Origin of the sequence: Nostoc sp., assembly GCF_036919555.1 — a bacterium.
Lineage (GTDB): Bacteria > Cyanobacteriota > Cyanobacteriia > Cyanobacteriales > Nostocaceae > Nostoc.
The window spans coordinates 1-24981 of sequence record NZ_JBALCS010000037.1; the positions used below are offsets into that span (position 1 = coordinate 1).

Annotated in this window: 25 protein-coding genes and 3 pseudogenes; 14 read left to right on the forward strand and 14 right to left on the reverse strand. The window is 40.3% G+C overall.

The window, feature by feature from the left end:
• From V7K36_RS10505 to V7K36_RS10535, 7 genes and pseudogenes are all read left to right on the forward strand, one after another.
• Positions 1 to 123 (forward strand): annotated as a pseudogene (locus tag V7K36_RS10505) (photosystem II D2 protein (photosystem q(a) protein)); the annotation flags it as partial.
• A 783-nt stretch (positions 124 to 906) separates the two neighbouring features.
• A complete protein-coding gene (locus V7K36_RS10510) occupies positions 907 to 1188 on the forward strand; it encodes a 4a-hydroxytetrahydrobiopterin dehydratase (protein ID WP_334827235.1) in 282 nt (93 codons plus the stop codon).
• Positions 1189 to 1845: 657 nt separating this feature from the next.
• Positions 1846 to 3573, forward strand: a complete 1728-nt coding sequence (locus tag V7K36_RS10515; protein ID WP_335115490.1) for an iron uptake porin — start codon at positions 1846 to 1848, stop codon at positions 3571 to 3573.
• A gap of 460 nt (positions 3574 to 4033) precedes the next feature.
• Entirely contained in the window at positions 4034 to 4471 is a 438-nt protein-coding gene (locus tag V7K36_RS10520) for an RrF2 family transcriptional regulator (RefSeq protein ID WP_334949278.1), read from the forward strand.
• A gap of 84 nt (positions 4472 to 4555) precedes the next feature.
• Positions 4556 to 5518 (forward strand): cysteine synthase A, encoded by a 963-nt coding sequence (gene cysK, locus V7K36_RS10525; RefSeq protein WP_335115492.1) that lies wholly within the window; start codon positions 4556 to 4558, stop codon positions 5516 to 5518.
• A gap of 15 nt (positions 5519 to 5533) precedes the next feature.
• Positions 5534 to 6235 carry a J domain-containing protein gene (locus V7K36_RS10530; protein WP_335115494.1) on the forward strand — a complete coding sequence of 234 codons (702 nt, stop codon included), beginning with the start codon at positions 5534 to 5536 and terminating at the stop codon, positions 6233 to 6235.
• 149 nt (positions 6236 to 6384) lie between these two features.
• Positions 6385 to 7257, forward strand: a complete 873-nt coding sequence (locus tag V7K36_RS10535; RefSeq protein ID WP_335115496.1) for a 6-carboxytetrahydropterin synthase — start codon at positions 6385 to 6387, stop codon at positions 7255 to 7257.
• A gap of 110 nt (positions 7258 to 7367) precedes the next feature.
• On the opposite strand, the pseudogene V7K36_RS10540 reads toward V7K36_RS10535, so the two are convergent.
• Positions 7368 to 7806, reverse strand: a pseudogene (locus V7K36_RS10540) (transposase).
• 389 nt (positions 7807 to 8195) lie between these two features.
• Here V7K36_RS10540 and V7K36_RS10545 point away from each other — a divergent pair.
• The 3 genes from V7K36_RS10545 to V7K36_RS10555 all read left to right on the forward strand — a co-directional run bounded on the left by V7K36_RS10545 (position 8196) and on the right by V7K36_RS10555 (position 10124).
• A complete protein-coding gene (locus V7K36_RS10545) occupies positions 8196 to 8711 on the forward strand; it encodes an ATP-binding protein (protein ID WP_335115498.1) in 516 nt (171 codons plus the stop codon).
• A gap of 206 nt (positions 8712 to 8917) precedes the next feature.
• Entirely contained in the window at positions 8918 to 9952 is a 1035-nt protein-coding gene (locus V7K36_RS10550; RefSeq protein ID WP_335115500.1) for a methyltransferase, read from the forward strand.
• A gap of 4 nt (positions 9953 to 9956) precedes the next feature.
• A complete protein-coding gene (locus V7K36_RS10555; protein ID WP_335115502.1) occupies positions 9957 to 10124 on the forward strand; it encodes a hypothetical protein in 168 nt (55 codons plus the stop codon).
• 7 nt (positions 10125 to 10131) lie between these two features.
• On the opposite strand, the gene V7K36_RS10560 is transcribed toward V7K36_RS10555, so the two are convergent.
• Positions 10132 to 10305, reverse strand: coding sequence for a hypothetical protein (locus tag V7K36_RS10560; RefSeq protein WP_335115504.1), 174 nt, complete (start codon positions 10303 to 10305; stop codon positions 10132 to 10134).
• Positions 10306 to 10333: 28 nt separating this feature from the next.
• Between V7K36_RS10560 and V7K36_RS10565 the strand changes: the two genes are divergently transcribed.
• The 3 genes from V7K36_RS10565 to V7K36_RS10575 are packed head-to-tail and all read left to right on the forward strand — an operon-like array spanning position 10334 to position 12052.
• Positions 10334 to 11479, forward strand: coding sequence for a methyltransferase (locus V7K36_RS10565; protein ID WP_335115506.1), 1146 nt, complete (start codon positions 10334 to 10336; stop codon positions 11477 to 11479).
• Between the two features lie 4 nt (positions 11480 to 11483).
• The gene (locus V7K36_RS10570) at positions 11484 to 11924 is read left to right on the forward strand and encodes a hypothetical protein (RefSeq protein ID WP_335115508.1); all 441 of its coding nucleotides are present in this window, start codon (positions 11484 to 11486) and stop codon (positions 11922 to 11924) included.
• Complete coding sequence (locus V7K36_RS10575; protein ID WP_335115525.1) at positions 11900 to 12052, forward strand: hypothetical protein; 153 nt, start codon at positions 11900 to 11902, stop codon at positions 12050 to 12052. Before V7K36_RS10570 ends, V7K36_RS10575 begins: the two co-directional genes overlap by 25 nt.
• Positions 12053 to 12177: 125 nt before the next feature.
• Here V7K36_RS10575 and V7K36_RS10580 read toward each other — a convergent pair whose 3' ends face one another.
• Positions 12178 to 13020: a M56 family metallopeptidase gene (locus V7K36_RS10580; RefSeq protein ID WP_335115527.1), complete on the reverse strand. Its 843-nt coding sequence runs from the start codon at positions 13018 to 13020 to the stop codon at positions 12178 to 12180.
• Positions 13020 to 13439 (reverse strand): BlaI/MecI/CopY family transcriptional regulator, encoded by a 420-nt coding sequence (locus V7K36_RS10585; RefSeq protein ID WP_334831902.1) that lies wholly within the window; start codon positions 13437 to 13439, stop codon positions 13020 to 13022. Before V7K36_RS10585 ends, V7K36_RS10580 begins: the two co-directional genes overlap by 1 nt.
• Positions 13440 to 13775: 336 nt before the next feature.
• Here V7K36_RS10585 and V7K36_RS10590 point away from each other — a divergent pair, with 336 nt between their 5' ends.
• Positions 13776 to 14516: a 2-phosphosulfolactate phosphatase family protein gene (locus tag V7K36_RS10590; protein WP_334831900.1), complete on the forward strand. Its 741-nt coding sequence runs from the start codon at positions 13776 to 13778 to the stop codon at positions 14514 to 14516.
• Positions 14517 to 14619: 103 nt separating this feature from the next.
• Here V7K36_RS10590 and rfbD read toward each other — a convergent pair whose 3' ends face one another.
• From rfbD to V7K36_RS10640, 10 genes and pseudogenes are all read right to left on the reverse strand, one after another.
• Positions 14620 to 15510: a dTDP-4-dehydrorhamnose reductase gene (rfbD, locus tag V7K36_RS10595; protein WP_335115510.1), complete on the reverse strand. Its 891-nt coding sequence runs from the start codon at positions 15508 to 15510 to the stop codon at positions 14620 to 14622.
• Between the two features lie 36 nt (positions 15511 to 15546).
• Positions 15547 to 16092 (reverse strand): dTDP-4-dehydrorhamnose 3,5-epimerase, encoded by a 546-nt coding sequence (rfbC, locus tag V7K36_RS10600; protein ID WP_335115511.1) that lies wholly within the window; start codon positions 16090 to 16092, stop codon positions 15547 to 15549.
• A gap of 116 nt (positions 16093 to 16208) precedes the next feature.
• Complete coding sequence (locus V7K36_RS10605; RefSeq protein ID WP_335115513.1) at positions 16209 to 17285, reverse strand: glucose-1-phosphate thymidylyltransferase; 1077 nt, start codon at positions 17283 to 17285, stop codon at positions 16209 to 16211.
• Between the two features lie 96 nt (positions 17286 to 17381).
• Positions 17382 to 18452 carry a glycosyltransferase family 4 protein gene (locus V7K36_RS10610; protein ID WP_335115515.1) on the reverse strand — a complete coding sequence of 357 codons (1071 nt, stop codon included), beginning with the start codon at positions 18450 to 18452 and terminating at the stop codon, positions 17382 to 17384.
• A 54-nt stretch (positions 18453 to 18506) separates the two neighbouring features.
• A complete protein-coding gene (locus V7K36_RS10615; protein ID WP_334831890.1) occupies positions 18507 to 19388 on the reverse strand; it encodes a glycosyltransferase family 2 protein in 882 nt (293 codons plus the stop codon).
• A 131-nt stretch (positions 19389 to 19519) separates the two neighbouring features.
• Positions 19520 to 20677 (reverse strand): acyltransferase family protein, encoded by a 1158-nt coding sequence (locus tag V7K36_RS10620; RefSeq protein ID WP_335115517.1) that lies wholly within the window; start codon positions 20675 to 20677, stop codon positions 19520 to 19522.
• Between the two features lie 164 nt (positions 20678 to 20841).
• Entirely contained in the window at positions 20842 to 21864 is a 1023-nt protein-coding gene (locus tag V7K36_RS10625) for a glycosyltransferase family 2 protein (protein ID WP_335115519.1), read from the reverse strand.
• Positions 21865 to 22051: 187 nt separating this feature from the next.
• Positions 22052 to 23143, reverse strand: a complete 1092-nt coding sequence (locus V7K36_RS10630; protein WP_335115521.1) for a glycosyltransferase family 2 protein — start codon at positions 23141 to 23143, stop codon at positions 22052 to 22054.
• Positions 23144 to 23178: 35 nt separating this feature from the next.
• Positions 23179 to 24120 (reverse strand): glycosyltransferase, encoded by a 942-nt coding sequence (locus tag V7K36_RS10635; protein ID WP_335115523.1) that lies wholly within the window; start codon positions 24118 to 24120, stop codon positions 23179 to 23181.
• A gap of 318 nt (positions 24121 to 24438) precedes the next feature.
• Positions 24439 to 24981, reverse strand: a pseudogene (locus V7K36_RS10640) (methyltransferase); the annotation flags it as partial.

The window sequence follows — 24981 nt, forward strand, 5'->3', positions numbered from 1 at the left end:
ACCTTCTATACCAAAAACATTTTGCTGAATGAGGGTATCCGCGCTTGGATGGCTCCTCAAGATCAACCCCACGAACAATTTGTATTCCCTGAGGAAGTTCTACCTCGCGGTAACGCTCTCTAACATTAAAATCCGACCAACCCATAACCGGAATTAAGGTTGTGGTTCTGGAAAATTGACACCACCCAGATGAAATAATCTCCTTGCAATCAGCCAAGAAAGCGTCAATATTCCCCTTTCTCTAGTAATCTCCCATCTTTTTTAGAGTGGGGGATTTTTTTCTGTATATGGTTAATATCTCTAAATTTATGTGTTATATTAGATGAAGGTTATAAACCCAGAGTAAATACTCTGCCCTTTTAAAACTAAGACCGCTTAGGCAATAAGGAGGTGATGCCCATGATAGAAAGTAGTAAAACCATGGGTCATCAGGTTGCAGTTAGCCGGCTGTGTGCCGGGGCTGTTCTCTAAAGTTAGCCTTAGTCATCTTGAGAGACTAAGTTAGCTCAAGTAGCTAGGCAAGCTCGGAGTTCCTTCCGGCAGTCTGGTTGCAACCTGAAGACCCGCTAGACCGCGCTGGTTTAGATCAACTGATCTAAACCAGCGCGGATAGTTTTTTGTGGGTGACTTTTGTTTTCTCAAGGGTTGCTGTTAAAAACTTAAATGGCGATGCCAACGCATTTAAGTTTTCTTAAAAAGAAAAATATTTTGCATCAAACCTTAGAGTCTGACCAGATGTGAGCAATAGCGTCTATCTACCAAGTCTGATTTAAATATACACATACACATTATGCCTTAGTTCCTCCTCTCATACTTTCTGTGTGGAAAATAAAAGGGGTTTGTCTTTGTCAGATGCAAGATGTAACAAATCAAATATTTTAGATAAGGATATAGGAATTTTTTGATATGGCACAACTACTCAGTGAGGCGGAAATTCAAGAACAAGCAAAGGTTCTGTCAGGTTGGACTGTTGAAGACTCCAAGTTGCAAATTACCCGCACATTCAAGGATTTTATCCAAGCAATTAAGTTTGTCAATCAGCTGGTGGAGCCGGCTGAGTCAGCAGGACATCATCCAGATATAGAGATTTCCTACAACAAAGTGAAGATTACACTGACAACACATGATGCAGGCGGGTTGACACAGACAGACTTTGATCTAGCGCAGGTGATTTCCCAAATCAACTAAGTGATTTCTTCTGACATCTTGCACCAGGCGACTGGAAATGACCGCGACACAGACAAAACTCGCCTATCCTTCTCCTGATGTAGACGTCGCCCATAGCTTGCTTAACAATAGAGGTACGGGTTTTCCTTTGGAGTGCGCGGGTTTCAAAAAGCTTGATTCCTGATCTTATGTTTATTCAAACAATAACAGGGGCACTACCCTGCGAGAAGGCTTTGCCTACGTTTGTATATAGCCGAGGAGTGTCTTCTAACTGGTGTGGGATTTATCCTAGTCCTAAGTGCAAGAAGTGATTTTTCCTGACAAGCTGCTAAATGTCTAAAGCTTTGAGTAATTTAGCTTCCGTAGGGAGCGAATGCCCTAAACGCTACTTCCTGCTTAAATATTGATATAAGTATGTGTGACAGTTACTAAGGCGATCGCTATCATCTTGCCATCTAGATCAAATGTTTTATAATGTTATGATATAAAGATATGTTTTTGCATAAGTTAATCACATAAGTTTTTAACCCTAAGTTAATCGTTTATTAGCTTTGCAAAAACTAAAATTGTAGTAGTGACGACTATGCCTCATCCACAGGCTTCAATGAGATGTCGCATTTTTGAGATTTAGGTGCAACGAAGCCAATTATCTAAACAAGGTGTGAGGAGTAAAGGAAAATGTCTAATCTCTTATGGAAATCCTTAGTGGTTAGCCCAGCAGTTTTGGGAGCAGCATTGTTAGTTTCGACAACAGCAATTGCGGCTCCAAGTACAACTACTGATGTATCAGCAGCAAAACAAGCTGGTGTAACGAAAGTTGCCCAACAGCCAGAAATATTGGCTCAAACAACGATAGATCAAGTTAACCGGTATAGCAACGAAGGCAACCAAAATAACTCTCAGTCTCAAGTAACATCGGTTTCCCAATTTTCCGATGTCCAACCCACTGACTGGGCATTCCAAGCATTGCAGTCCTTAGTTGAGCGCTATGGTTGTATTGCAGGTTATCCCAATGCCACTTATCGCGGTAATCGGGCTTTAACTCGGTATGAATTTGCGGCTGGTTTGAATGCCTGTTTAGATCGGGTTAACGAATTGATTGCCACAGCAACAGCTGACTTGGTTACGAAACAAGATTTAGCTACCTTACAACGGTTACAAGAAGAATTTTCCGCAGAATTGGCAACTCTACGCGGTCGTGTAGATTCCTTAGAAGCGCGGACTGCTGAATTGGAAGCTAATCAATTCTCCACTACCACAAAATTAGTCGGTGAAGCCGTTTTTGCCGTTAGTGATGTGTTTGGAGGTAAGAATGGTGACAACAACAATACCGTCTTCCAAGATCGGGTACGTTTAGACTTGCAAACTAGCTTTACGGGTAGAGACGTTTTACATACTCGTCTTGCAGCAGGTAATTCAACACCCTTTACACAATTTGATAACGCTGGTAATCAGATCGCTAATGCTGAAGGCACACAAACGTTTCAAGTTGGTGCTGGCGATGGTAATAACAGTGTCAAGATAGACCGCTTGACCTATGAAGTTCCCATAGGCCCAGCCCATGTTTACCTCGCAGCTAGTGGTGGACGACACAGCCATTATGCTTCCGTCAACAACCCTTACTTTTTTGACCAAACCGACGGCGGTAACGGCGCTTTGTCTACCTTGGCTTCTGAAAGTCCCATCTATCGGATTGGTGGAGGTGCAGGTATAGCGCTCAATCTACCTCTTGGTAAAGGTGGTGGCATCCTGGGAAATAGTTCAATCACTGCGGGTTACTTAGCATCGCAAGCTAATAATCCTGGTATTGGTCAAGGTCTGACCAACGGCGACTATGCAGCTCTTGGACAGTTGAACTTTAGTGTTGGCAACCGCATAGCTTTAGCTGCTACCTACGTTCACGGATATAGTGGCGCAGGTGGTTTGTTGTTCAACTCAGGTTCCACCTCAGATGGAACTTTTGGAAATGATGTTGCAGTAGGTACTGGACAAGCTAATATTCTGAGTACCACAAATGCATCTTCAAGTAATTCCTATGGTGTGGAGGCTGCGTTTAGACCCAGCGACAAGCTGTCAATTAGTGGCTTTGCCTCTTACCACCAGGTCACCGGCTTTGGTGCAAATGATGATTTTGACGCCTGGAGCTATGGTCTTGGGGTAGCCTTACCTGATTTCGGTAAAAAGGGTAACGTTTTAGGTATTTTTGCTGGTGCAGAACCCTATTCCTTTAACCGACCAGGTTTTGTTGGGAATGATGTACCATATCACTTTGAAGGCTTCTACAAGTATCGTGTCTCCGATAACATCTCAATTACCCCTGGTGTAATCTGGTTGACCTCTCCTGGTCAAAACAGCAATAACGACGATGCGATTATCGGTACGCTCAGAACAACTTTTACCTTCTAGAGTGTTAACTATCCACTGACAATTTTGAACTCTATTGCTCCCCGCCATCAGGCGGGGCTTTTTGTTTTCAGTAGCAACAACTAATAAACCCCAGTATGTAACCGGAGTATACTAGAAAAGTTAGGAGTTGTGAGTTACAAGTTATGAGTTATGGCGGGTTTTAGATGAATATAGCAGTACCCCTGCGGGAAGCCGCTACGCGTCTATGGATGCAACAGATGGTAGGGACACAGCAAGAGTAATATCCTAACGCTGCCAATTTTAGATTTTGAATTTTGGATTTTAGATTGAAGGAAAAAGCGTTCGACTGACTTGTACTGAGCCTTGCTTTACCCTGAGCTTGTCGTAGGGTCGAAGTAGTGTCTTTGCCCTGAGCCTGCCGAAGGGTCACGCCGAAGTCTAAAATCCAAATTGAATGACTCTACAACTCCTAACCCCCGACCCCTAACTATTGCTGCTTGTGGAACTATCATGTAAATCGGAATACGCAATTCTGGCCTTATTAGAGATGGCCGCTCATTACGAAAGTGGCGAACCTCTGCAAATTCGACAAATTGCAGCACAACAAAACATACCCGATCGCTATCTGGAACAGCTACTAGCAACCTTAAGGCGTGGGGGTATAGTCAAGAGTCAGCGCGGATCAAAAGGTGGCTATCTGTTAACGCGAGAACCCCGGAAAATCATCCTTTTTGAGATTTTGGAATGTTTAGAAGGGTTAGAGGTGCAAACTTGTGAAGAAAACGTTAATTCCAAAACGGTAGACAGTTCGGTCATAAACGAAATTTGGCAAGAAGCAAGTCGCGCAGCAAATTCAGTGTTGCAAAAATATACGCTCCAGGATCTTTGTGAAAAACGAGATTCCCGGCAGCAGTTGGATATCATGTACTACATTTAGTCAAGAATCATTTGTCATTGGTGATTGGTCATTTATTGATGACAAATGACCAATGACTAATAACTAATAACTAAGGACTAAATTATGCGAATAGCTCGTAACATTACAGAACTGGTTGGTCGTACACCCCTAGTGCAGTTGAACCGCATTCCCCAAACAGAAGGATGTGTTGCTGAAATTGTGGTGAAACTAGAAAGTATGAACCCATCGGCATCAGTCAAAGATCGCATTGGGGTGAGTATGATTAACGGTGCCGAAGAGGAGGGGCTGATTACTCCTCTTAAGACAGTATTGGTAGAACCGACTTCTGGAAACACAGGAATTGCTCTAGCAATGGCAGCAGCTGCTAAGGGTTATCGGTTAATTTTAACCATGCCAGAGACAATGAGTGGGGAGCGTCGGGCAATGTTGCGGGCTTATGGAGCAGAACTGGAACTAACGCCAGGAATGGAAGGCATGAGTGGGGCAATTCGGCGAGCGCAACAAATCATTAATACTACATCAAATAGCTATATGTTGCAGCAGTTTCGCAATCCAGCCAATGCAAGAGTGCATCGGGAAACTACTGCTCTTGAAATCTGGGAAGATACCGATGGACAAGTAGATATAATTGTCGCAGGGGTGGGTACAGGTGGTACGATCACTGGTGTAGCAGAAGTGATTAAAGCCCGCAAGCCTAGTTCTAAGGCGATCGCTGTTGAACCAGCCAATAGCCCAGTTTTATCTGGGGGACGTCCCGGCCCACACACAATCCAGGGAATTGGGGCTGGGTTTATTCCCCAAGTACTAAAGATAAAATTGATTGATGAAGTGATTACCGTCACCGATGAAGAAGCGATCGCCTACAGTCGGCGTTTAGCAAAAGAAGAAGGGCTACTATCTGGCATTTCCAGTGGAGCAGCTTTATGTGCAGCAATTCGCGTTGCTCAACGTCAAGAAAATAAGGGACGTTTAATTGTGATGGTTCAGCCCAGTTTTGGTGAGAGGTATTTGAGTACGCCGTTGTTCCAGGACTTGGAGGCAAGGTTAACCGCTAGCGTCAGTTAACGATACATTGAATTAATGGTCAATTCTAAGCACGTTTCTAACCACTACGAAACTCTCAAAGTTAGTCCAAGTGCAAGCCTTGCCCAAATTAAGCAAGCTTATCGCCGCTTGGTTAAATTATTTCATCCTGACAGTAATCAGGAAACAGCCGATCACGAGCAGATTATCCGCATCAATGCAGCTTATGAGGTTTTAGGCGACAATCAAAATCGCCGCAATTATGACCAACAACTGCAAGATGACTCTCAAAAATTAAATAGCGATCGCCAACAGCGTACAGCATCAGCGCAAAAGCATTACCAGACAAGACGAAAAACCGGACGGGATGTTGACGAGCAAGTTGAGGAATGGCTGCGCCAAGTTTACCAACCAGTAAATCGCTTGCTTTGTAACATTCTGTATTCTCTAGAAGAACAAATGGAGCAATTAGCGGCTGATCCCTTTGATGATGAGTTGTTAGATGAATTTCAGGAATATTTAAAAACCTGTAAAGATGACCTCAAGCAGGCACAAATTACTTTTCGCTCCCTGCCAAATCCGCCTAGTCTAGCAAGAACGGCGGCTCACCTCTACTACAGCCTAGATCAAGCAGCAGATGGACTTGAAGAGTTGGCTTATTTTCCTTTGAACTACGATGAGCGTTATTTACACACCGGTCAAGAACTATTCCGCATAGCTACGAGATTACATTGTGAGGCGCAAGCGTCTGTTACATAGTCATTGGGCATTGGGCATGGGGCATAGGGCATGGGTTAATTTTGCTGGATGACAAATGACTAATGACTAATGACACAGACGTTAGGAATTAGTTTATGCTGGAAATAGAGAAAGATTAAGAAATTTTAAATTCTGCTCCTAGTGTACTCATGCAATGTATAGTTAATCGCCGCGCTCAGTTTTCGGCAAGTCATCGCTATTGGTTGCCAGAACTGAGTGAAGCCGAGAATATTGAGAAATTTGGTGCTTGCTCTAGATTTCCGGGACACGGGCATAACTATGTCTTATTTATCTCCCTAGCCGGGGAATTGGATGAATATGGCATGGTGCTGAACTTGTCTGATGTGAAACACGTAATCAAACGGGAAGTTACTAGTCAATTGGACTTTTCTTATCTCAACGATGTGTGGGCAGAATTTCAACAAACTCTGCCCACCACTGAGAATATTGCCCGGATTATCTGGCAGAGGTTAGCACCACATTTGCCTCAAGTCCGTGTGCAGTTGTTTGAACATCCTGAACTTTGGGCAGATTATATGGGAAACGCAATGGAAGCCTACCTCACCATCAGTACTCACTTTAGCGCTGCCCATCGGCTAGCTCATCCTAACCTCAGTAACGAAGAAAACACTGAGATTTATGGTAAGTGCGCTCGTCCCCACGGTCACGGACACAACTACCATCTAGAAGTTACCGTGAAAGGGGAAATTGATCCACGCACTGGCATGATTATTGATTTAGGTGTCCTGAATCAAGTGGTAGAAGATTATGTGATAGAGCCATTCGATCACACCTTTTTAAACAAGGATATTCCCTACTTTGCCGAAGTTGTGCCGACTGCTGAAAATATCGCACTTTACATTAGTAATTTACTGCGATCGCCTATTCAGGAATTGGGAGCTAAACTTTACAAAGTAAAATTGATTGAAAGTCCTAATAACTCCTGCGAAATCTACTGCACAGAGTCAGAATCAGATTCAGTCACCGCATCCGTGAATCAGCCAGTATTAGCACGGGTTTAGCTATAGGGAATAGAGACTGGGGATTGGGGAGATGAGAAAGAACCCCAATGCCCAATGCCCAATGCCCCATGCCCAGCTAGAAAAGTTTACTAATGAGACTTAAACAAAAATTAAGCCCAAATGTAGCCCAAACTGGCTTTATAAGCAGCAAACACGTCACGATTATAAGTCAACCAATCAAAAAATCGACTCATACATAGCTGTTCTAAAAGCTTCTAAAGCTTCAGTAAAGGTATTCAAAGGTTTGCTTGCCCACCTTCGTCTCAAGCCCCCTGTCATCTGATGCCAAAGGATAAAAGTATAGGCGCAAAAAACCAAGATAAAATGTCGCCATGGCGCTTCAGTTAAAAAGTGGTGCAATTGATGGTATTCAACGCCTATAGCATTTTCTGCCATCTGAGATAGGTTTTTTCTCTCGCTTTCCCCCAATAATCCCCCTAAATAATGCCTAAACCCTCTTTTTTGAGCTTTGTGAGTAAACGTTTCATCAAATCGTTGACACCATTTTTCAAAACACGGTGGCATGGCCGCAGGGGTTGTCTCTTTCATTGGGTGTTACTTTGACGTGAAAGCTATGCTAGTAAAGCATTATACCCTATTTCTCTTCTCTTTTTTGTTTAAGTCCCGCTAAAGGGGTTGCTCTAAAGTTAATCTATAGCGATCGCTCGTTTGGATGCAATACGCTCTGACCTCTCTCCTAAAAGGAGAGAGCTTTGAATCTTACTCCCCTTCCCTTGTAGGGAAGGGGCTGGGGGTTAGGTCTGTATTCTATGGCAATTGAGAACCGCTATAGTTTAAGGAAACTGGCGATCGCATCAAGGGTCTGTTTTGCACTAAGTGCTATTCTTTTAAGTGATTGCACTTAAATGCTGAAACTAGGATAAGGCTTTACATGGCTTCTGGAGCGCTGCCTGACAATCCTTTTGTGGCTGCGGGGATTGATTGAAGATCCCAGGCTGTTTGTTGGTCGTAAAGATGAATTAAAAGCGATCGCATCTCGGATGAAGGGCGATCAGCCTACAAGTATCAATATAGTTGGTGACAAGCACATTGGTAAATCTTCGTTACTGCGTCATTTCGTTCGGACTTGGGAGCAGCGAGTATTAAAAAATACCAATCGTTATGTGGTTATTTACCTACCGTTACGGGGTGTAGATTGCCAAACTGAAACGGGTTTCTATGAGGCTGTAGCAAAACGTTTACTCAATCATGTTCAGGGATGGCAACAACGCAGTCTGCAAAATTGTTGGAAGACTAAACCGCTTAATCGTCAAGCATTTTCAGATGCGGTTAAGGAATGGAAACAGCAAGGAAAGCTACCCGTCCTCTGTCTGGATGATTTTAAAAGCTTTTTGGATCATCCAGATAAATTTGATAATGGATTTTATGACAATTTGCGATCGCTGATGGATAGCAACGCCTTGACGCTAGTGGTGGCTTTCTGTGCTATATAATATGTTTTGAATTTAACTTATAATTTTTAGGTACGTATATACACATCTGATATCAGTGGTTTATTCATCCATTGAGATGTATTGTGTTTTCGTCTGCGATCCGCACAGCGTCAAACCAGAGGCTTATCGTCCCCGTAGTCGGATATGATTGAGTTGTGATTGTGTACACCCACAAATCAAGAACTTTAAAAAGAATTTGCAGAAATATGAATTCACTCGAACCAAGCATAAGTACTGAAGTCCCTGCATCTGATGTTATGCTCCAGATGATTTCTGGCTTTTGGGTGTCACGGGCAATCCACGCTGCTGCTAAACTTGGTATTGCTGACTACCTCAAGGAACAGCCAAAGACAGTAGAGGAACTAGCTGCAATCACTGATACTCACGTGCCATCTTTGTACAGATTACTGCGTGCGCTTGCTAGTGTAGGTATATTTGCTGAAGATGACCATCATCGATTTGGCTTAACACCCTTGGCTGCAACGTTACAAACGGATGTTCCTGGTTCAATGCGTTTTTTTGCCATTTCTGAACTGGGACAAGCGCACTACTTAGGCTGGGATAACCTGCTACATAGCATCAAAACTGGTGAGATTGCGTTTGACCACATCGCTGGAATGAGTGTTTGGGATCATTACCTTAAAAACTCCGAAGCTGGCAAGTTGTTTAACTGCGCCATGACAAGTCTAACAGCTTTTGTTTTGGAAGCAATTATTTGCAGTTATGACTTCTCAGCATTCAACACTGTTGTTGATGTGGGAGGAGGTCAGGGTAGTTTGGTGACTAGCATCCTGAAAGCTTATCCGACTGTTAGAGGCATTGTCTTTGATATACCAACGGTGATAGAAGAAGCAAAATCTCACCTGCAAACACAAGGTTTTGCAGATCGCTGTACGGCAGTGTCGGGGAACTTCTTTGAGTCAGTAACAGCAGGTGGTGATGCTTACCTTCTCAAGCACATCATTCATGACTGGGATGAGGAAAAAGCGATCGCTATTCTCAAAAACTGTCATCAGGCAATGTCACAGCATGGTACACTCCTGCTGTTTGAGACAATAATTCCTCCTGGGAATGCATCTTCTTTTAGTAAGTTGTTTGACCTCAATATGCTAGTTATGACTGGTGGACGCGAACGCACAGAGGAGGAATATCAAGTGCTACTGCTTCATGCTGGCTTCCAACTTACCCAAATTATTCCAACCCTGTCACCAATTAGCGTTATTGAGGCGCTAAAAATTTAAAGGATTGGCTGAAAATTTAGCTCAACAAATTATCGAAGCTGCACGGCGATTACCCTGCAAAGTATACTTGCTTAGTCCAGATGCCGATAAACTAGCAGAAGATCCATTTCCGGTGCTGCAAACTTGGTTAACAGAAATAAGTAAATCGGCGGAAAAATTTATAGTTATGTAACAAGAAGTTAAGCAAGATGGGTTGAGTAAAATTTAATCCGTTCTATGGTGTAATTTTCTCTCTCTCCCCTAGCTTGAATACCATTAATTACTGCATAGCCAAGGTCTAACTCATCGTCAAACACCTGTGCTGATAATTCATCTTTTTTGAGGTGCTGCCACTCCAATTCAATTGGGTTCATTTCGGAACAATATTTGGGCAAAAAGAAGATGTACAAACCAAAGAATTTACAGAATATAAATTCACTCGAACCAAGCATAAGTACTGAAGTCCCTGCATCCGATGTTATGCTCCAGATGATTTCTGGCTTTTGGGTGTCACGGGCAATCCACGCTGCTGCTAAACTTGGTATTGCTGACTACCTCAAGGAACAGCCAAAAACAGTAGAGGAAATAGCTACAAGCACTGATACTCACGTGCCATCTTTGTACAGATTACTGCGTGCGCTTGCCAGTGTGGGTATATTTGCTGAAGATGATAATCATCGATTTGGCTTAACACCCTTGGCTGCGACGTTACAAACGGATGTTCCTGGTTCAATGCGTTTTTTTGCCATTTCCCAACTGGGACAAGAGCACTACTTAAGCTGGGATAACCTGCTACATAGCATCAAAACTGGCGAGATTGCTTTTGACCACATCGCTGGAATGAGTCTTTATGATCATTACCTTAAAAACTCCGAAGCTAGCAAGTTGTTTAATTGTGGAATGACAAGTCTAACAGCTTCCATTTTGGAAGCAATTATTTGCAGTTATGACTTTTCAGCATTCAACACTATTGTTGATGTGGGAGGAGGTCACGGCAATTTGGTGACAAGCATCCTGAAAGCTTATCCGACTGTAAAAGGCATTCTCTTTGATGTACCAACGGTGATAGAAGAAGCAAAATCTTACCTGCAAGCACAAGGTTTTGCAGACTCTTCGGGTGACGTTCGCAAGCTCGCTAACGCTGCGCTAACGCAGTCGCCTGCGGAGGGAAACCCTCCCGCAGCGCTGTCTCACCGCTGCACGGTAGTGTCAGGGAACTTCTTTGAGTCAGTAACAGTAGGCGGTGATGCTTACCTTCTCAAGCACATCATTCATAACTGGGATGAGGAAAAAGCGATCGCCATTCTCAAAAACTGTCATCACGCAATGTCACAGCATGGTAAACTCCTGCTGTTTGAGACAATAATTCCTCCTGGGAATGCACCTTCTTTCGGTAAGTTGCTTGACCTGAATATGCTAGTTATGACTGATGGACACGAACGCACAGAGGAGGAATATCAAGTGCTACTGCTTCATGCTGGCTTCCAACTTACCCAAGTTATTCCAACCCCGTCACTAATTAGCGTTATTGAGGCGCTAAAAATTTAAAGGATTGGCTGAAAATTTAGCTCAACAAATTATCGAAGCTGCACGGCGATTACCCCGCAAAGTATACTTACCTAATCCAGATGCGGATAAACTAGCTGAAGATCCATTTCCCGCGCTGCAAACTTGGTTAACAGAAATAGAACCCAGCAACCGTGGTCAGCGATTTCTCCTCTGTCTAGATGAATATGAACGCCTGGACGAGGTAGTGAAAGCAACAAGCAGCCGTGCGCCTTCACGAATTCCAGATGTGGTAGTATTACCAACACAGCAATGGGAGGCACTTTCTAATCCAGAAGCTGTAATCGAACTCAACGAAACTCCTCCGATACTAGTAGTAGAAGTCGTCAGCGAATCTACACAAACACAAACTACCGCAGCAAGCTTTCTGAGTATGCTGTTCTCGAAATTCCTGAATACTGGATTGTTGACCCTATTCAAGAGGTAGTAACAGTATGCACTCTCATAGAAGGGTTCTATGATGCTGTTGCATTCCAAAGACTTGAACGCATCATCTCTTCCACTTTTCCACAACTGGATTTGAGTGCCGAACAAGTCTTGGCAGGACGGAAGTGAACTGTCTTGAGCAAAAATTGGCACAAGGTTTACTAACTATGCAACTGGTGTGCAGACATCATTACAGACATGAGCGAAGTCGCTATCGTCGTAACTTCGTGCTTTAGTAGTTTTTTAAATTTAAATTAACTATGAAATATTACAGTCACTAAAGGTAGGAAAGCTAACATAAATCCATGCCAGGAATGCAATTGAGCTTCTGGGGTTGGTTCTGGTGGCGCTAATAAAGCTTCAATTCTCTGTTCTAAACGATCGCCTGTACCAGAGGAACCCAAGGCAGCACAGCAAATGTCCGATAAAACAGAGCTGCTACTAACTACTAATAAAAGTGATTCCGCTAACACCAGAGGGTCTACCTGCAAGGCTGCATAACCGTCGGCACGGAGTTCGCGCAAAGCTAACAGTTCTTCCCACAAAGACTCTGTATTCGGCAACCATGCAGTGCAGGAACGCACCCAACCCAGCCAAAAAAACCAGAATGTATCCCTATAATAGTGATGCCCTTGCTCATGGGCTAAGACGCTTTCTAAATGCTCTGGTGAGAGAGTTTGCACTAACCCTTGGCTAACCACTAATTCTGGTTGCCAAAAACCAATTTGACCCGCAAACAACGCGCCCGTTTGCAGTAACCTGGCTCGTTTATCCCCCAAATTCACCAGAGGACATTTACGGGCAGATTCTACAGACTGCCAACCCTGAAAGGCAAGTTTAATACATAATATGGCAAAAAATGCCATATAAATTAATGCCACCACATAGCTGACTGAGCCTGTGTACATCCCGCCCATTGCTCCTTGAGACCCCATGAATAGCACAGCGATCGCAGTCATGAAAATTAGCAAGGGGGGGAAGAGGAACAAAAATAGCGATCGCCCCCATCTCAGACTCCAACTAGCTTGGTGTTGATTCCAAGAGGATCTTAACCACCAGGCAACTGCCAAAGCATTCAAAATCATTATTAGATGCATCATTTTTCCTCCCTGGCTTGGCGTGCTGATTGAATGCGTTTGGCGATCGCTGCTATTTGCTCACTAGCTGCTTCATCCAGACTATCAGCAAAGGCAGCAACAACATCGGGGTTCCCCACCGCCAGAAATCGCTGTAACTGTTCGTGAGCTTTGATGACATCTGCTTGCTGCTTACTCAGCATTGGCCGCCAATAGAATGCTCGCTCTTTCTTGTCGCAGGCTAGCCAACCTTTATCAGTGAGGCGACGTAAGACGGTGGTTACAGAAGTATACGCTAATTCGCGGTTGGGATCAGCCAGAATGCGATCGTGTACATCCTTTACTGTGACTGAACCAAGTTCCCAGATGATATTTAAAATTTCCGCTTCCAACGGGCCTAAAGATAGTTGTTTAGGGCGGTAATCGGGTAAAGGTGCCATAGCGATTTCGATTTGAGATTTTGGATAAGCGGAGTGGAGGTAGAAAATTTGAGTTTTTATTTGGCAAGCTTAGTTAGTATGCGTAGTGGTGCTAACTTGGAATGCCAAATACAGCTTTAGAAAGTCTGTTCTTGTTTTAGATTACAGGATAATGCCGCAAATCTGAAAGTCTAAAGCATAAAAATGCACTTTTTAAGTATTTATCTATCTATTAGATGGGTTACATAGGGCATTTTGTAGCATCAAAATGCTCCAAGAGCAATTGTGACTATAGTTGACACCAACTAGGTAGAATGTTATTTGCGGTAGTAGTATTAAAGCAGGTGTATCCAGCGCGTGAAGCTATTTGTATACCACACTCCTGAATTGACTCCAACGGATGAAGCGCCAGAATGTGCGATCGCAGTCGATGTGTTGCGAGCCACTAGCACAATTGCGACAGTTTTGGCAGCTGGAGGCGAAGCTGTACAAGTATTCAGCGATTTAGATCAGTTAATTGAAGTTAGCGAAAAATGGCCTCCTGAAAAACGTCTGCGGGCTGGAGAACGCGGCGGCGCGAAAGTAGCTGGCTTTGAGTTGGGTAACTCTCCCCTCGACTGCACACCAGAATTGGTACAGGGGAGGCGTTTGTTTATCAGTACCACAAATGGCACTCGTGCTTTACAACGGATACAAGATTCCCCAAATGTATTAGCAGCAGCCTTAATTAACCGGGCGGCGGTGGTGCAATTTCTCCTAGAGTTACAACCAGAGACAGTGTGGATTGTTGGTTCAGGTTGGGAAGGCAGTTTCTCCTTAGAGGATACAGTTTGTGCGGGTGCGATCGCTCATAGTCTTTTACAGCAAACCACGTTGTCACCAGAGGAATTAGCTGGTAATGATGAAGTAATTAATGCGATCGCTCTTTACTCTCAATGGCAAGATAACTTATTGGGATTACTCCACCAAGCTAGTCACGGTCAAAGATTGTTGCGTCTTGACTGTCAAGAAGATTTAAAATATTGTTCCCAAACTGATATTTTAGATGTCTTGCCGATACAACATGAGACGGGAGTTTTAAAAAGTCAAAGGAAATAGGGAATGGGGAATGGGGAATGGGGAATGGGGAAGGTGGGGTCCCCTTTGGGGATAAGGGGTAATGGGGAGTGGGGAAGAAACTTAATCAACAATGCCCTATGCCCTATGCCTTATGCCCAATCTTGAAATCTGTGAGCATTTGTCGAAGTCTTTGTCGCCAATGGGGAGGATAAGTCCCTAAAATTGCAGAAATTTTTCCACAAGCAAGGACGGAATAGGCTGGGCGACGGGCTGGCGTGGGATATTCGGCAGTTGTAATGGGGACAATACGTTCAACTTTCAAGGGGAAGCCCAGCTGTTGGGCTTCTTCAAAAATGGCAACGGCAAAGTCATACCAGCTAGCAACGCCACTATTAGTGTAGTGATAAGTGCCGCTAATTTCTGGAGTTAACTGGGGAATCATCTGGGCTATGACTGTGGCTATATCTTGCGCCCAAGTTGGGCTACCAATTTGATCGGCGACAACACAAAGTTCTTGGCGTTCTGCACCTAGTCGCAGCATGGTTTTGACAAAGTTACTTTTGCCAAAGGTTCCATAAACCCAAGCAGTACGGAGGATGAGGTGATGGGTGCAAGTTTCCCGAATAGCTTCTTCTCCAGCAAGTTTAGTTTTACCATAAACACTCAAGGGATTAGTCGCATAGGTTTCCTGGTAAGGGTTACACCCATTGCCATCAAAAACGTAATCGGTCGAAATATGAATTAGAAAAGCTCCTAATTTTTGGCTTTCTTGGGCAATAATTAGGGGTGCAGTAGCATTAATAGCGGTAGCAAGTTCGGGTTCGCTTTCGGCTTTGTCTACAGCAGTGTAAGCTGCGGCGTTAATGATGATTTGCGGTTGGTTGGATCTGATAACACTGCACAAAGTATCAGTCTGGGCAAGGTCTATTGTTGGGCGTGCCACTGAGATAATATTGCCGTAAGAAGGGAGAATTTGTTGCAGTTCCTTACCCACTTGACCGTTGCTACCAATCAGCAAAATTGATTTACTCATCCTAATTAGTTCTCGAACCTAACGCAATCATCAAGCTTAATCAAATACTTCAGCAGTTCTCAAAGGTTTCCCGGCTTGGTCTTTAGCTGATAATATCGGTGGCGTATTCAGAGGCCAATCTATAGCTAAATCTGGATCGTTCCATAAGATTGTGCGATCACTTTGGGGCGCGTAGTAATCTGTAGTTTTGTAGAGAACTTCAGCTATTTCTGACAGCACGAGAAAGCCGTGAGCAAAGCCTGGTGGTATCCACAGTAGGCGTTTGTTCTCAGCACTGAGTTCATAACGCACCCATTTACCAAACGTAGTCGAACTTTTTCTAATATCTACGACTACGTCAAAGATAGTGCCAACAACAGCCCGGACAAGTTTACCTTGGGGTTGTTGGATTTGGTAGTGCAATCCACGCAGGACGTTTTGTTTGGAGTAGGAGTGGTTATCTTGGACAAAGTTAGCAACAATACCAGTCTCTTGGGCAAATTTTCCATGGTTGTAGGCTTCAAAAAAGAACCCGCGATCGTCTGCAAATACTTGGGGATCGAGTTGTATAACTTCGGGAATTTTGGTATGTACAGTGTTCATTAATATTATTTCGAGTAATCTGCCACAGTGTTAATTGTGAGAGTAATTTAATGCTTGTATTTTACAGCTAGCAGGTAACACTTCGACCGTGGCTTTCCCTGTTTTTAAGAAGTAAATCACGTTAGTTCAATTTGACAGTCATCGCCAATTAGAAATCGCAAGGCTTTGGGGCGACGGGGCGCAAGAGTCAATTGTGCCCTTTGCCCAATCACACTATCAATAATACGCTGATGAATTCCGACAATTTTAGCAGCTTCTAAAATCACACTGTGTTCTAAATCAGTATCAATGACCGTCGCATTGTTAGCAATACTACTATAAGGGCCAATAAAGCAGTTTTCTAAATAACAATTGCTACCAATGATTACTGGCCCGCGAATTGTGCAATTAATTACTTTAGATTTTGCACCGATTTGGACTCGTCCAATAATCTGACTTTGGGCATCGACTTCGCCGAGAATTGATTTTGTCAAATAAGTGTCGAGAATTAATCGGTTAGCTTCTAATAAGTCATCTTTTTTACCAGTGTCTAGCCACCAGCCTTGGAGATTGTAGGCTAAAACTTGCTTTTTCTGATTAATCAGGTATTGAATAGCATCAGTGATTTCTAGTTCGCCTCTGGTGGAAGGTTGGATATTTGCGATCGCATCATAGATGAGGTGAGAAAAGAAATAAACCCCTACCAATGCCAGATTTGAAGGCGGAACTTTGGGTTTTTCAATTAACTGTAATACCCGTCCTGTATAATCTACCTCAGCCACACCAAAGGCGCTAGGATTGGCAACCGAACGTAAGAGAATCAAAGCATCTGGCTGTTGTTCGCTAAATTGTTGCAGAAAGTAACGTAACTCACCTAGTTGAATCAGATTATCGCCCAAGTACATGACAAAGGGAGAATCACCTAAAAACGGACGGGCGATTTGGACGGCGTGAGCAAGTCCAAGTGGCTGGTTTTGTATGATGTAGGTGATGTTAGCTCGAAAGTATTCCCCATTTCCGGTTTTCGCTTGGACTTCTGCTCCAGTTTCCGGGCTGATAATGATGCCAATATCAGTAATACCGGTAGCGACCATTTCTTCAATGCCATACCATAAAACAGGTTTATTAGCAACTGGTACAAGTTGTTTTGCCCCACTGTAGGTGAGGGGACGTAGGCGTGTACCTTTACCGCCAGAGAGAATTAGTGCTTTCATAAGGATTGAGGATTAGTTATAAGTCATTAGTCAAGATAATCTGAAATCTTGACAAAATCCCAAATCCTGGCATCTAATCTGGCGTTAATTTATCTTTTATAAGTAGCGGGATAAAACTTCGATGGTTGCTTTTCCTGTTTTTTCCCAACTGAATTGTTGAGAGTGAGTGATACCTTGGCTAGAAAGGCGCGATCGCAATACCGAATCAGTTGCAATAACCTGCATCGCCTCTGTAATTTCTCCGGTGTTGTAGGGATTGATCAGAATCGCCGCATCACCAGCCACTTCTGGTAAGGAAGAGAGATTGGAGGTAATGACGGGAGTACCACAAGCCATTGCTTCCAGAACAGGTAAACCAAAACCTTCCCATAGACTGGGGAAAACCAGAGCGATCGCTTGATTGATGATTTTTGGCAATTCGCTCTCAGGAATATAGTCGAGGAACTTCACCTGATGAGTTATACCTAGTTTCTCTACTTGGGCTTTTAAAACTGGAGTATAACGGCGATCGCTTGGTCCTGCTAACCAAAGTTCATAGTCTTGGCGGTTAGGTAGTGCGGCAAAGGCCGTAATTAAGCGTTCAAGATTTTTGTGAGGATTATGCCGTCCTAAAGAGAGGAAATAATTTTGCGTTGGTAAATCCAAAAAACGAAACTTTTCGCTGTCGTATGCTAGTGGAATCGCAGTTATTTTGTCTTCGGTAACTCCCAAAAATTTCCTTAAATCTTCAGCAGTTGCCATTGAATCACAAATAACGTGCTTTGATTGTCTTATTACAGCACGAATATAATAGCTGCAATAAAGTCGCTGCGTTATAGAAAACCATTGTGGAAATCTTAAAGGAATTAAATCATGAACAGTAACGACATAAGAACAGGAAGAAAATAGAGGAGCCTCTGGGATAGGACAAAATAGTAATGTAGACTTCATCTGTCGATATAGATTTGGCAGTTTCAATTGCGTCCATAGCAGACGCTTTAAATGCCCTTTCATCCCAAAATCCGTCGTCATATCTGGTGGCGACTGATGACATTTAATACCAGAAATTTCAATTGGACTTAATACGTCAACATCTAAATTTTTTAGCTCTTTTAATAAATTTAGACTATAACTTAACCAACCAGTTGGTTGAGTTGGAGCAAAAGATAAATTTGCTAGAATAGGCATAATAAAATCATTGTATTATTAATTAGATACAGAGACTTGAACAGTCGATTTTTTCTATGTAAATAACAAAATAATAATTTTTAGACTGTTAGGATTAGCTGTAGTTACAAATTCGCCAAAGAATTTATAAAAAAGATATATACGTAATAAAATTTGTTCCCACAAAGGGCGATGTTTTTGATAGTAATAAATCTGGCTGCGTCTGTATTCAATAGCCATTATATTTGCAGCCTTTTGAATCGAATATCCTTTCAAATGAATCAAAGATACATGAGGCGTGTAGATAATTTTATATCCTTGAGTCTGTGCTCTTTGACATAAGTCTGATTCTTCAAAATACATGAAAAAGTTTTCATCAAATCCACCTAATTGATAAAATAAACTTGAGCGAATAAAAAAAGCTGCCCCTACAACAATATCGGCCTCTTGAATTTCTTGGAATTTCTGCTCAGTCAAACTTATATTAGAGCTTTTCCGATAATCTCGATGCAGCCGTCGAGCTTGATATTCCCCTTTAATTCCTAATGCTGGCGAAACAGAAATTTGTAAGCTTCCATCTAGGTTTAGTAATTTTGGCCCAATAATTCCTATCTGTGGATCTGCTTGTATTAGCTCAATTAAATGAGGGAGAATATTATTGGTAAATATCGTATCCGTATTTAATAATAGTAAAAACTCTCCAGTGGCAAATTTCGCTCCTATATTATTTCCTGCTCCAAAACCACGATTTTTGGATTCTCTAATTAACCGAACTTCAGAAAATTTTTCTGTAATTAATTCAACACTACCATCGTTAGAGGCATTGTCTACCACAATAACTTCGTAGTTAGGTATATCAATAACTTTTTTTATAGAGCTTAAGCAATCTGGTAAAACTTCTGCTCCATTATAGTTAACTAGAATAATTGATATAGAGATAGGTTCCTGCTGATTCATTTATTTTAACTCAGGCTTGCCTACCTGATATTTGGTAAATAATGTTAGTTACTGGTACACTGAAAAATTAAAACTTTGGCTAAATCTAGGTTGTTATAAAAGATTATGTACTCACTTGAAAGTTAAACAGTTTACATAAAGAACTTTAATTTATTCATCATAAATTTTTTGAAGCTATTTAATATCTTTATAATATCTTTAAATCTTAACTTTTTTAACTTTAAGGCAGGTTTTTCAATGAATTCATAACTGAGAACAGATAGTATAATAGCCACTAATATAGATAGTAAAAAGTATACTATGAAACCTCTTTTATGCAAACCAAAGAATGCCAGCATTTGTTCTACAGGAGATGAGTAAATGTACAAACCATAAGAAAAATCTCCATACTTATCGAAATTCCTAAAAGGAAGTTTAAATGCTAACCAAAATAAGATATAAGGAAGAGTAAAAGGTGCAACTAAATTATAGGATTTATCGTTAATTGACACTACAATCAATATTGCTGATAGTACAAAAAACCTATTATTAAAAACTATTTTTTCTTTATACAGAAAGTAGACACAGCCAGCCAAGAAGTAAATTAATAGCTTTAAAAGGTATATATCTGAGAAATATGGTATTATTTTACTAGCTATACCGGGAACGGCAAGATCAAAAACAAACATTAAGCATAAAAACAAAAATAGATAAAGTACAATTTTCTTGTAAAAATTGAAAATCCCTACTACTCCTAATATAGCTACAAAAAGATAAAATTTAAATTCGTATACTAATGTCCATAAAGAAACATTAAAAAATATCGGATATGGAACATCTTTTACAAAAAGATTACCAATACCAGATTGTTTGATATCCAACAAAAAATTTGCTGACAAGTATGTTAAAGGATTCTGTATCTGGGTTTGAAAATAACCATTTAAATGGCCATTTTCAAAAAGATAAATCAGCGGTGCAAAAATTAATACTGTTACCAGTAAGCAAACCCAGTATCCCGGAAATATTCGTAAAATTCTATGCCACAGAAAACGCCATACAGAGGAAGTTGTAGTATAGCTGCGGGTAATTAAAAAGCCACTTAAGATAAAAAAACTTGTGACAGCAAAACTCCCATAATCCTCTTGTGCTTGTGGGCTTCCAAAAAGTTTTGCTGAAGCAAAACCACCTAGAGGATGGCAATGTGAGAAAACTACTAAACTTGCCAAAGCAAACCTCAGAAAACCAAAGTTATTGCTTTTTGGGTCGAATGCATCATTGAGATAAATAGTATTAATATTATGAAAAGCCATAGTATTCAGTCCTTATAGTATATAGCAATCCTAAATCATTCGTGAGCAAGAAAGTCGCTGAAATGCTTATAGATACGTACTTTCTATCTACGTATTTTCTCACGCTTCAATTCGGATTGCTATAGTAAAATAATCGATACTGCGATGGGTTGCTGCTGGTTCATTTATTTTGTTTGGATATTATTATTTTCATGATGTATTGACAAAGTTTTAAATATATGTGTTTGAACTTTTTTAATGTCGAATAAAACCTTAAGAATCCAAATTCGTAGGGCTATACCTTCAGAGCCATAACTGTTTCGCCAACTTTGGTAGCAGAGCTTGAGAATACCTAAACCAAAATCTAATCGTAGAGTATCAAAAGGATTAGCTTGGCTTGAATTAGTTTCAATCTGAAAACGATCAGAAAGTGCTTTACTCAAGTTATAATGAAATAAATAGCTCTTACCCGTAATTCGATATTTATTACTAGTCCATACCATGAGTTCAGTGTATATATTGCCAGCATTTTGCACTACCCCAACTGTATTAGAACTGTGAATTCTATAACGGATTAATGGTTGACGAATATGGCTTATTTTACCTTTTTGAATTGCAACCAAAGCTACCCACCAGTCGTGATGCCAACCAATTTCATCTTGGGGAAAGGGAAGAATATAGGGTATCAGAGAAGTACAAAATAACAAAGAGCATCCTGTTACCACATTGCGAAGTAATAACAATTCTACTGTAGCTTTTTCAGGATTACGTCCTTCAAAATCCCAGGCAGAAGGATGAATAGTTTGGTCGTGACTATTGATAAGCTTCAGATCAGAATGAACCAAAAGCACTTGTTTAGAACGTAGTTCTGCCAGCAATATTTCTAATTTTTGTGCTTCCCAAATATCATCTTGATCTGAAAAGGCGATCGCTGTAATTGTAGGATCTTGAACACAGTATTTCAAACCACGCTCAAAATTGTAATAATGTTTAAGATTATCGCTATGAAAATGACAGATAAATCGTGAATCCTTTTCAACAATTTTTTGAATTTCAGCTTGATATTTAGGTTGGGAGCAGTCATCAACAATATAACAAATCCAGTTTTGCCAAGTTTGGTTTTGAATAGACTCGATCTGTTTCTGAAAATATTCAACATGAGGATTATATGTCGCTAAAACAATGCCAATTTTTTCTTGATCCTGCATTTTAGTTGAAATTATAAGTTTGACATAAGAAGATATGCAACTTTTACAAAAGTATTGTTTTGATCTCAACAAAGTAGAACGTGGGCAGGACTTTCACAGATTTTGATTAAACTAGTATTTTGGAAGAATTATTTAGTGAGTTTTAGATTAGTTTGTTTCCTTGATGCTTGAGCATAATCATTTGTATTTACTCATTTTGTCCTGAACCAATCATTTTCTTAAATTTAAACCACAGTTTCCTCATTTGCCAAAACTTACTACTTTCCATTGCTGCAATTATCATTTTTAAACGATAAATTTCTGATTTTGCCAGATTAATCTGAACATCTACTTTATCCAATTCGGTATGAGTAGTTTCCAAATCTATGTGGATTTCCTCCAATTGTGTAAAAACTATAAATCCAAAGATTTTATCCAAATCATCGTATTTTTTTATTAAAAAGGCAAACTTTTTATGAAAATATTTTGCTATACTTTCTGTATATTTACTAGTAATATGAATTTGAGAACTAGGATGATATCTATAAGATGCTACAATTTTGGCAACTAGCTTACAGTTATAATTAGACATTCCTAACTTTAACCACAAATCGTAATCTTCCCATCCATACCAGCCATATTCAATTAATTCAGTAGAATAGCCACCTAGTTTAATAACAACTTCTTTATTAAACATTGCCATAGCATCAATATATGGTGCTCTGACTAACTCGCGCATATCCCACTCATAACAGGAAAGAAAGCCTAATGCTTCTTTAGTAATACTTTCAAATTTATTGATGATGCCATAAGTAGCTGCATAATTAGAATCTTTGATCGCATTGTATAACGTAGTTAAACAATTCGGGTAAATCCAGTTATCAGCATCCATCATAAACACATAGGGTGCGCGAGCAAGTTTTAGTCCTATGTTTCTAGCATCACTTGTACCAGTATTAAAAGCTTTACTAATTAAACAAATTGGAATGTCAGACTCAGCAAGATATTGCTTAACTAAGTTCTGAGAATTATCTGTTGAACAGTCATCAACCACTAAAATGTCAAATCCTTGTGGTAAACCAGAAACATTAGATTTACAGATACTATTTAAACATTCATATATGTATTCAGAATAGTTAAATAGTGTGATCACTACAGTTACAGATGGTGCTGTAGATTCTTTATATGCAGAGTTGGCTTCACACACCCAAGGATTATTGCCTAAAAATTCCGATAATTTGGCTACTTGTAAACGGCTAATTAAAGAATTTCTGCGTACTTCTAAACTATCAAATTGCATTTTTCACCTCAACAATTTTCAATTATTTTAAAATATTAGAAACTATTTATTTTATCGATTAAAGAATTACAGACTATCTGTGCAGTGTAATTATTTATGACAAATTCGTAAGCTTCTTTAGTGATTTTGTATCTAGCATTTTCATTTTCTAGATAATACTTACAATGTTCAATAATATCTTCAGTTTCGCTCATCACGAGATGCTTTCCACTCACTAAGGGTTCAATATAATCACTTCGTTCAGAAACTATTAGACAATTATTAGCAATAGCCATTAAAACCCGATGCCATTCAAAATAAGTTCTATGAGCGAAGTGAATATTTAGTATAATCTTGCTAGAATCTAATAATTCATTTCGCTTCTTTCCTGAATAAAATCCAGGAGTGTTTTTCAAGTTCGGTTTATCGATTCTTGTCATAATAAAATGACAATTATATTGACTAAAAAAATCAGCGTTTTTAGATAAAAACATTTCTCTTTTTGGTGAATGAGAACCGATAAATAAAATATCTATTGGTTTTGATAAGTCACTCTTATTTTCTGCTTTAAAAAATAAATCTTCATAACCTAAAGGAGTATGAATAGCTGGAACACCACGTTTATTAAATTCTTGAACTCCTTGTTTATTTATATCAAATACACCTTTAGCATCTTTAGCTGGGTTATAAGCAATTTCAAACCAAGTACTACCTGGTTGTTCAACATTTAAAACATAAACGTTTTTAGTAACTTTTAAGACTTTCGATGTAGATAATGCTTTCTCAAGATATAGCGGGTAAAATTCATGAGGAGCAACGACAATTTGAATTAAATTATCTTCTACCCTTGTCGAGGGTATTTTATCCACAAGCAATTCTACTGAAAGACCGCTTTTTTTAAAGCCTTCGGCAAATATTTCGGCAATTTCAGTCATAAACTGATTGCCTAACGATGTGATAAATAACTTAACTGCATTTATATTTTGAGATGTTGACATTTTTCTACGTCTGTAATGAGAGTGACAAACTATAATTTGGTTTTAAGTTATTATTTAATTTTATCGTTTGTGATAACTTAAATAAAAGCTACCGTAACTTCTATAATTAAGTTTTATCTACTGCACTTACGCGAATTTATCTTTTATCTCTTGAATCTAGAATTATAATTAATATTTTTCTCTTCTACTGATTTAAACTCTCGAATTATATCTAAATTTGGTATAGTTGTAAATTAATGTGATAATTATATCTATTTTATCTCATTAAAATTATAAGTAAATATTATAAAGCTACACATCAGTTTTTGGTATATTAAATTACAAACTATTTTTTATTGATTCATCATTTTTCAATCCGAATAGCCCTTTTAGTCGGAACCATATTTTTCGTAATTTCCAGAATTTACTGCTCTGCATTGCGATAATTTCCTGTTGAGAAAGTTCTAATTCTACCTGAGTTGATTGTAACTGAAATTGCGATCGCTCTAATTCAGCTTGAGTATTTTGCTGTTGAAATTGCGATCGCTCTAATTCAGCTTGAGTATTTTGCTGTTGAGATTGCGATCGCTCTAATTCAGCTTGAGTATTTTGCTGTTGAGATTGCGATTGCTCTAATTCAGCTTGAGTATCTTGTTGTTGAGATTGCGATCGCTGCAATTCGGCTTGAGTATCTTGTTGTTGAGATTGTGATCGCTGCAATTCAGCTTGAGTCTGTTGGAGTTGAGATTGCGATCGCTGCAATTCAGCTTGAGTATCTTGGAGTTGAGATTGCGATCGCTGCAATTCAGCTTGAGTATCTTGGAGTTGAGATTGCGATCGCTGCAATTCAGCTTGAGTATCTTGGAGTTGAGATTGCGATCG

Coding starts and splice junctions, on each gene's coding strand:
- cysK (WP_335115492.1), top strand. CDS start 4,556: ATGCGAATAGCTCGTAACATTACAGAACTGGTTGGTCGTACACCCCTA.
- V7K36_RS10530 (WP_335115494.1), top strand. CDS start 5,534: ATGGTCAATTCTAAGCACGTTTCTAACCACTACGAAACTCTCAAAGTT.
- V7K36_RS10515 (WP_335115490.1), top strand. CDS start 1,846: ATGTCTAATCTCTTATGGAAATCCTTAGTGGTTAGCCCAGCAGTTTTG.
- V7K36_RS10615 (WP_334831890.1), bottom strand. CDS start 19,388: ATGAATCAGCAGGAACCTATCTCTATATCAATTATTCTAGTTAACTAT.
- V7K36_RS10550 (WP_335115500.1), top strand. CDS start 8,918: ATGAATTCACTCGAACCAAGCATAAGTACTGAAGTCCCTGCATCTGAT.
- V7K36_RS10585 (WP_334831902.1), bottom strand. CDS start 13,439: ATGGCACCTTTACCCGATTACCGCCCTAAACAACTATCTTTAGGCCCG.
- V7K36_RS10535 (WP_335115496.1), top strand. CDS start 6,385: ATGCAATGTATAGTTAATCGCCGCGCTCAGTTTTCGGCAAGTCATCGC.
- V7K36_RS10510 (WP_334827235.1), top strand. CDS start 907: ATGGCACAACTACTCAGTGAGGCGGAAATTCAAGAACAAGCAAAGGTT.
- V7K36_RS10625 (WP_335115519.1), bottom strand. CDS start 21,864: ATGCAGGATCAAGAAAAAATTGGCATTGTTTTAGCGACATATAATCCT.
- V7K36_RS10560 (WP_335115504.1), bottom strand. CDS start 10,305: ATGAACCCAATTGAATTGGAGTGGCAGCACCTCAAAAAAGATGAATTA.
- V7K36_RS10635 (WP_335115523.1), bottom strand. CDS start 24,120: ATGTCAACATCTCAAAATATAAATGCAGTTAAGTTATTTATCACATCG.
- rfbC (WP_335115511.1), bottom strand. CDS start 16,092: ATGAACACTGTACATACCAAAATTCCCGAAGTTATACAACTCGATCCC.
- V7K36_RS10610 (WP_335115515.1), bottom strand. CDS start 18,452: ATGCCTATTCTAGCAAATTTATCTTTTGCTCCAACTCAACCAACTGGT.
- V7K36_RS10630 (WP_335115521.1), bottom strand. CDS start 23,143: ATGCAATTTGATAGTTTAGAAGTACGCAGAAATTCTTTAATTAGCCGT.
- V7K36_RS10580 (WP_335115527.1), bottom strand. CDS start 13,020: ATGCATCTAATAATGATTTTGAATGCTTTGGCAGTTGCCTGGTGGTTA.
- rfbD (WP_335115510.1), bottom strand. CDS start 15,510: ATGAGTAAATCAATTTTGCTGATTGGTAGCAACGGTCAAGTGGGTAAG.
- V7K36_RS10605 (WP_335115513.1), bottom strand. CDS start 17,285: ATGAAAGCACTAATTCTCTCTGGCGGTAAAGGTACACGCCTACGTCCC.
- V7K36_RS10565 (WP_335115506.1), top strand. CDS start 10,334: ATGTACAAACCAAAGAATTTACAGAATATAAATTCACTCGAACCAAGC.
- V7K36_RS10620 (WP_335115517.1), bottom strand. CDS start 20,677: ATGGCTTTTCATAATATTAATACTATTTATCTCAATGATGCATTCGAC.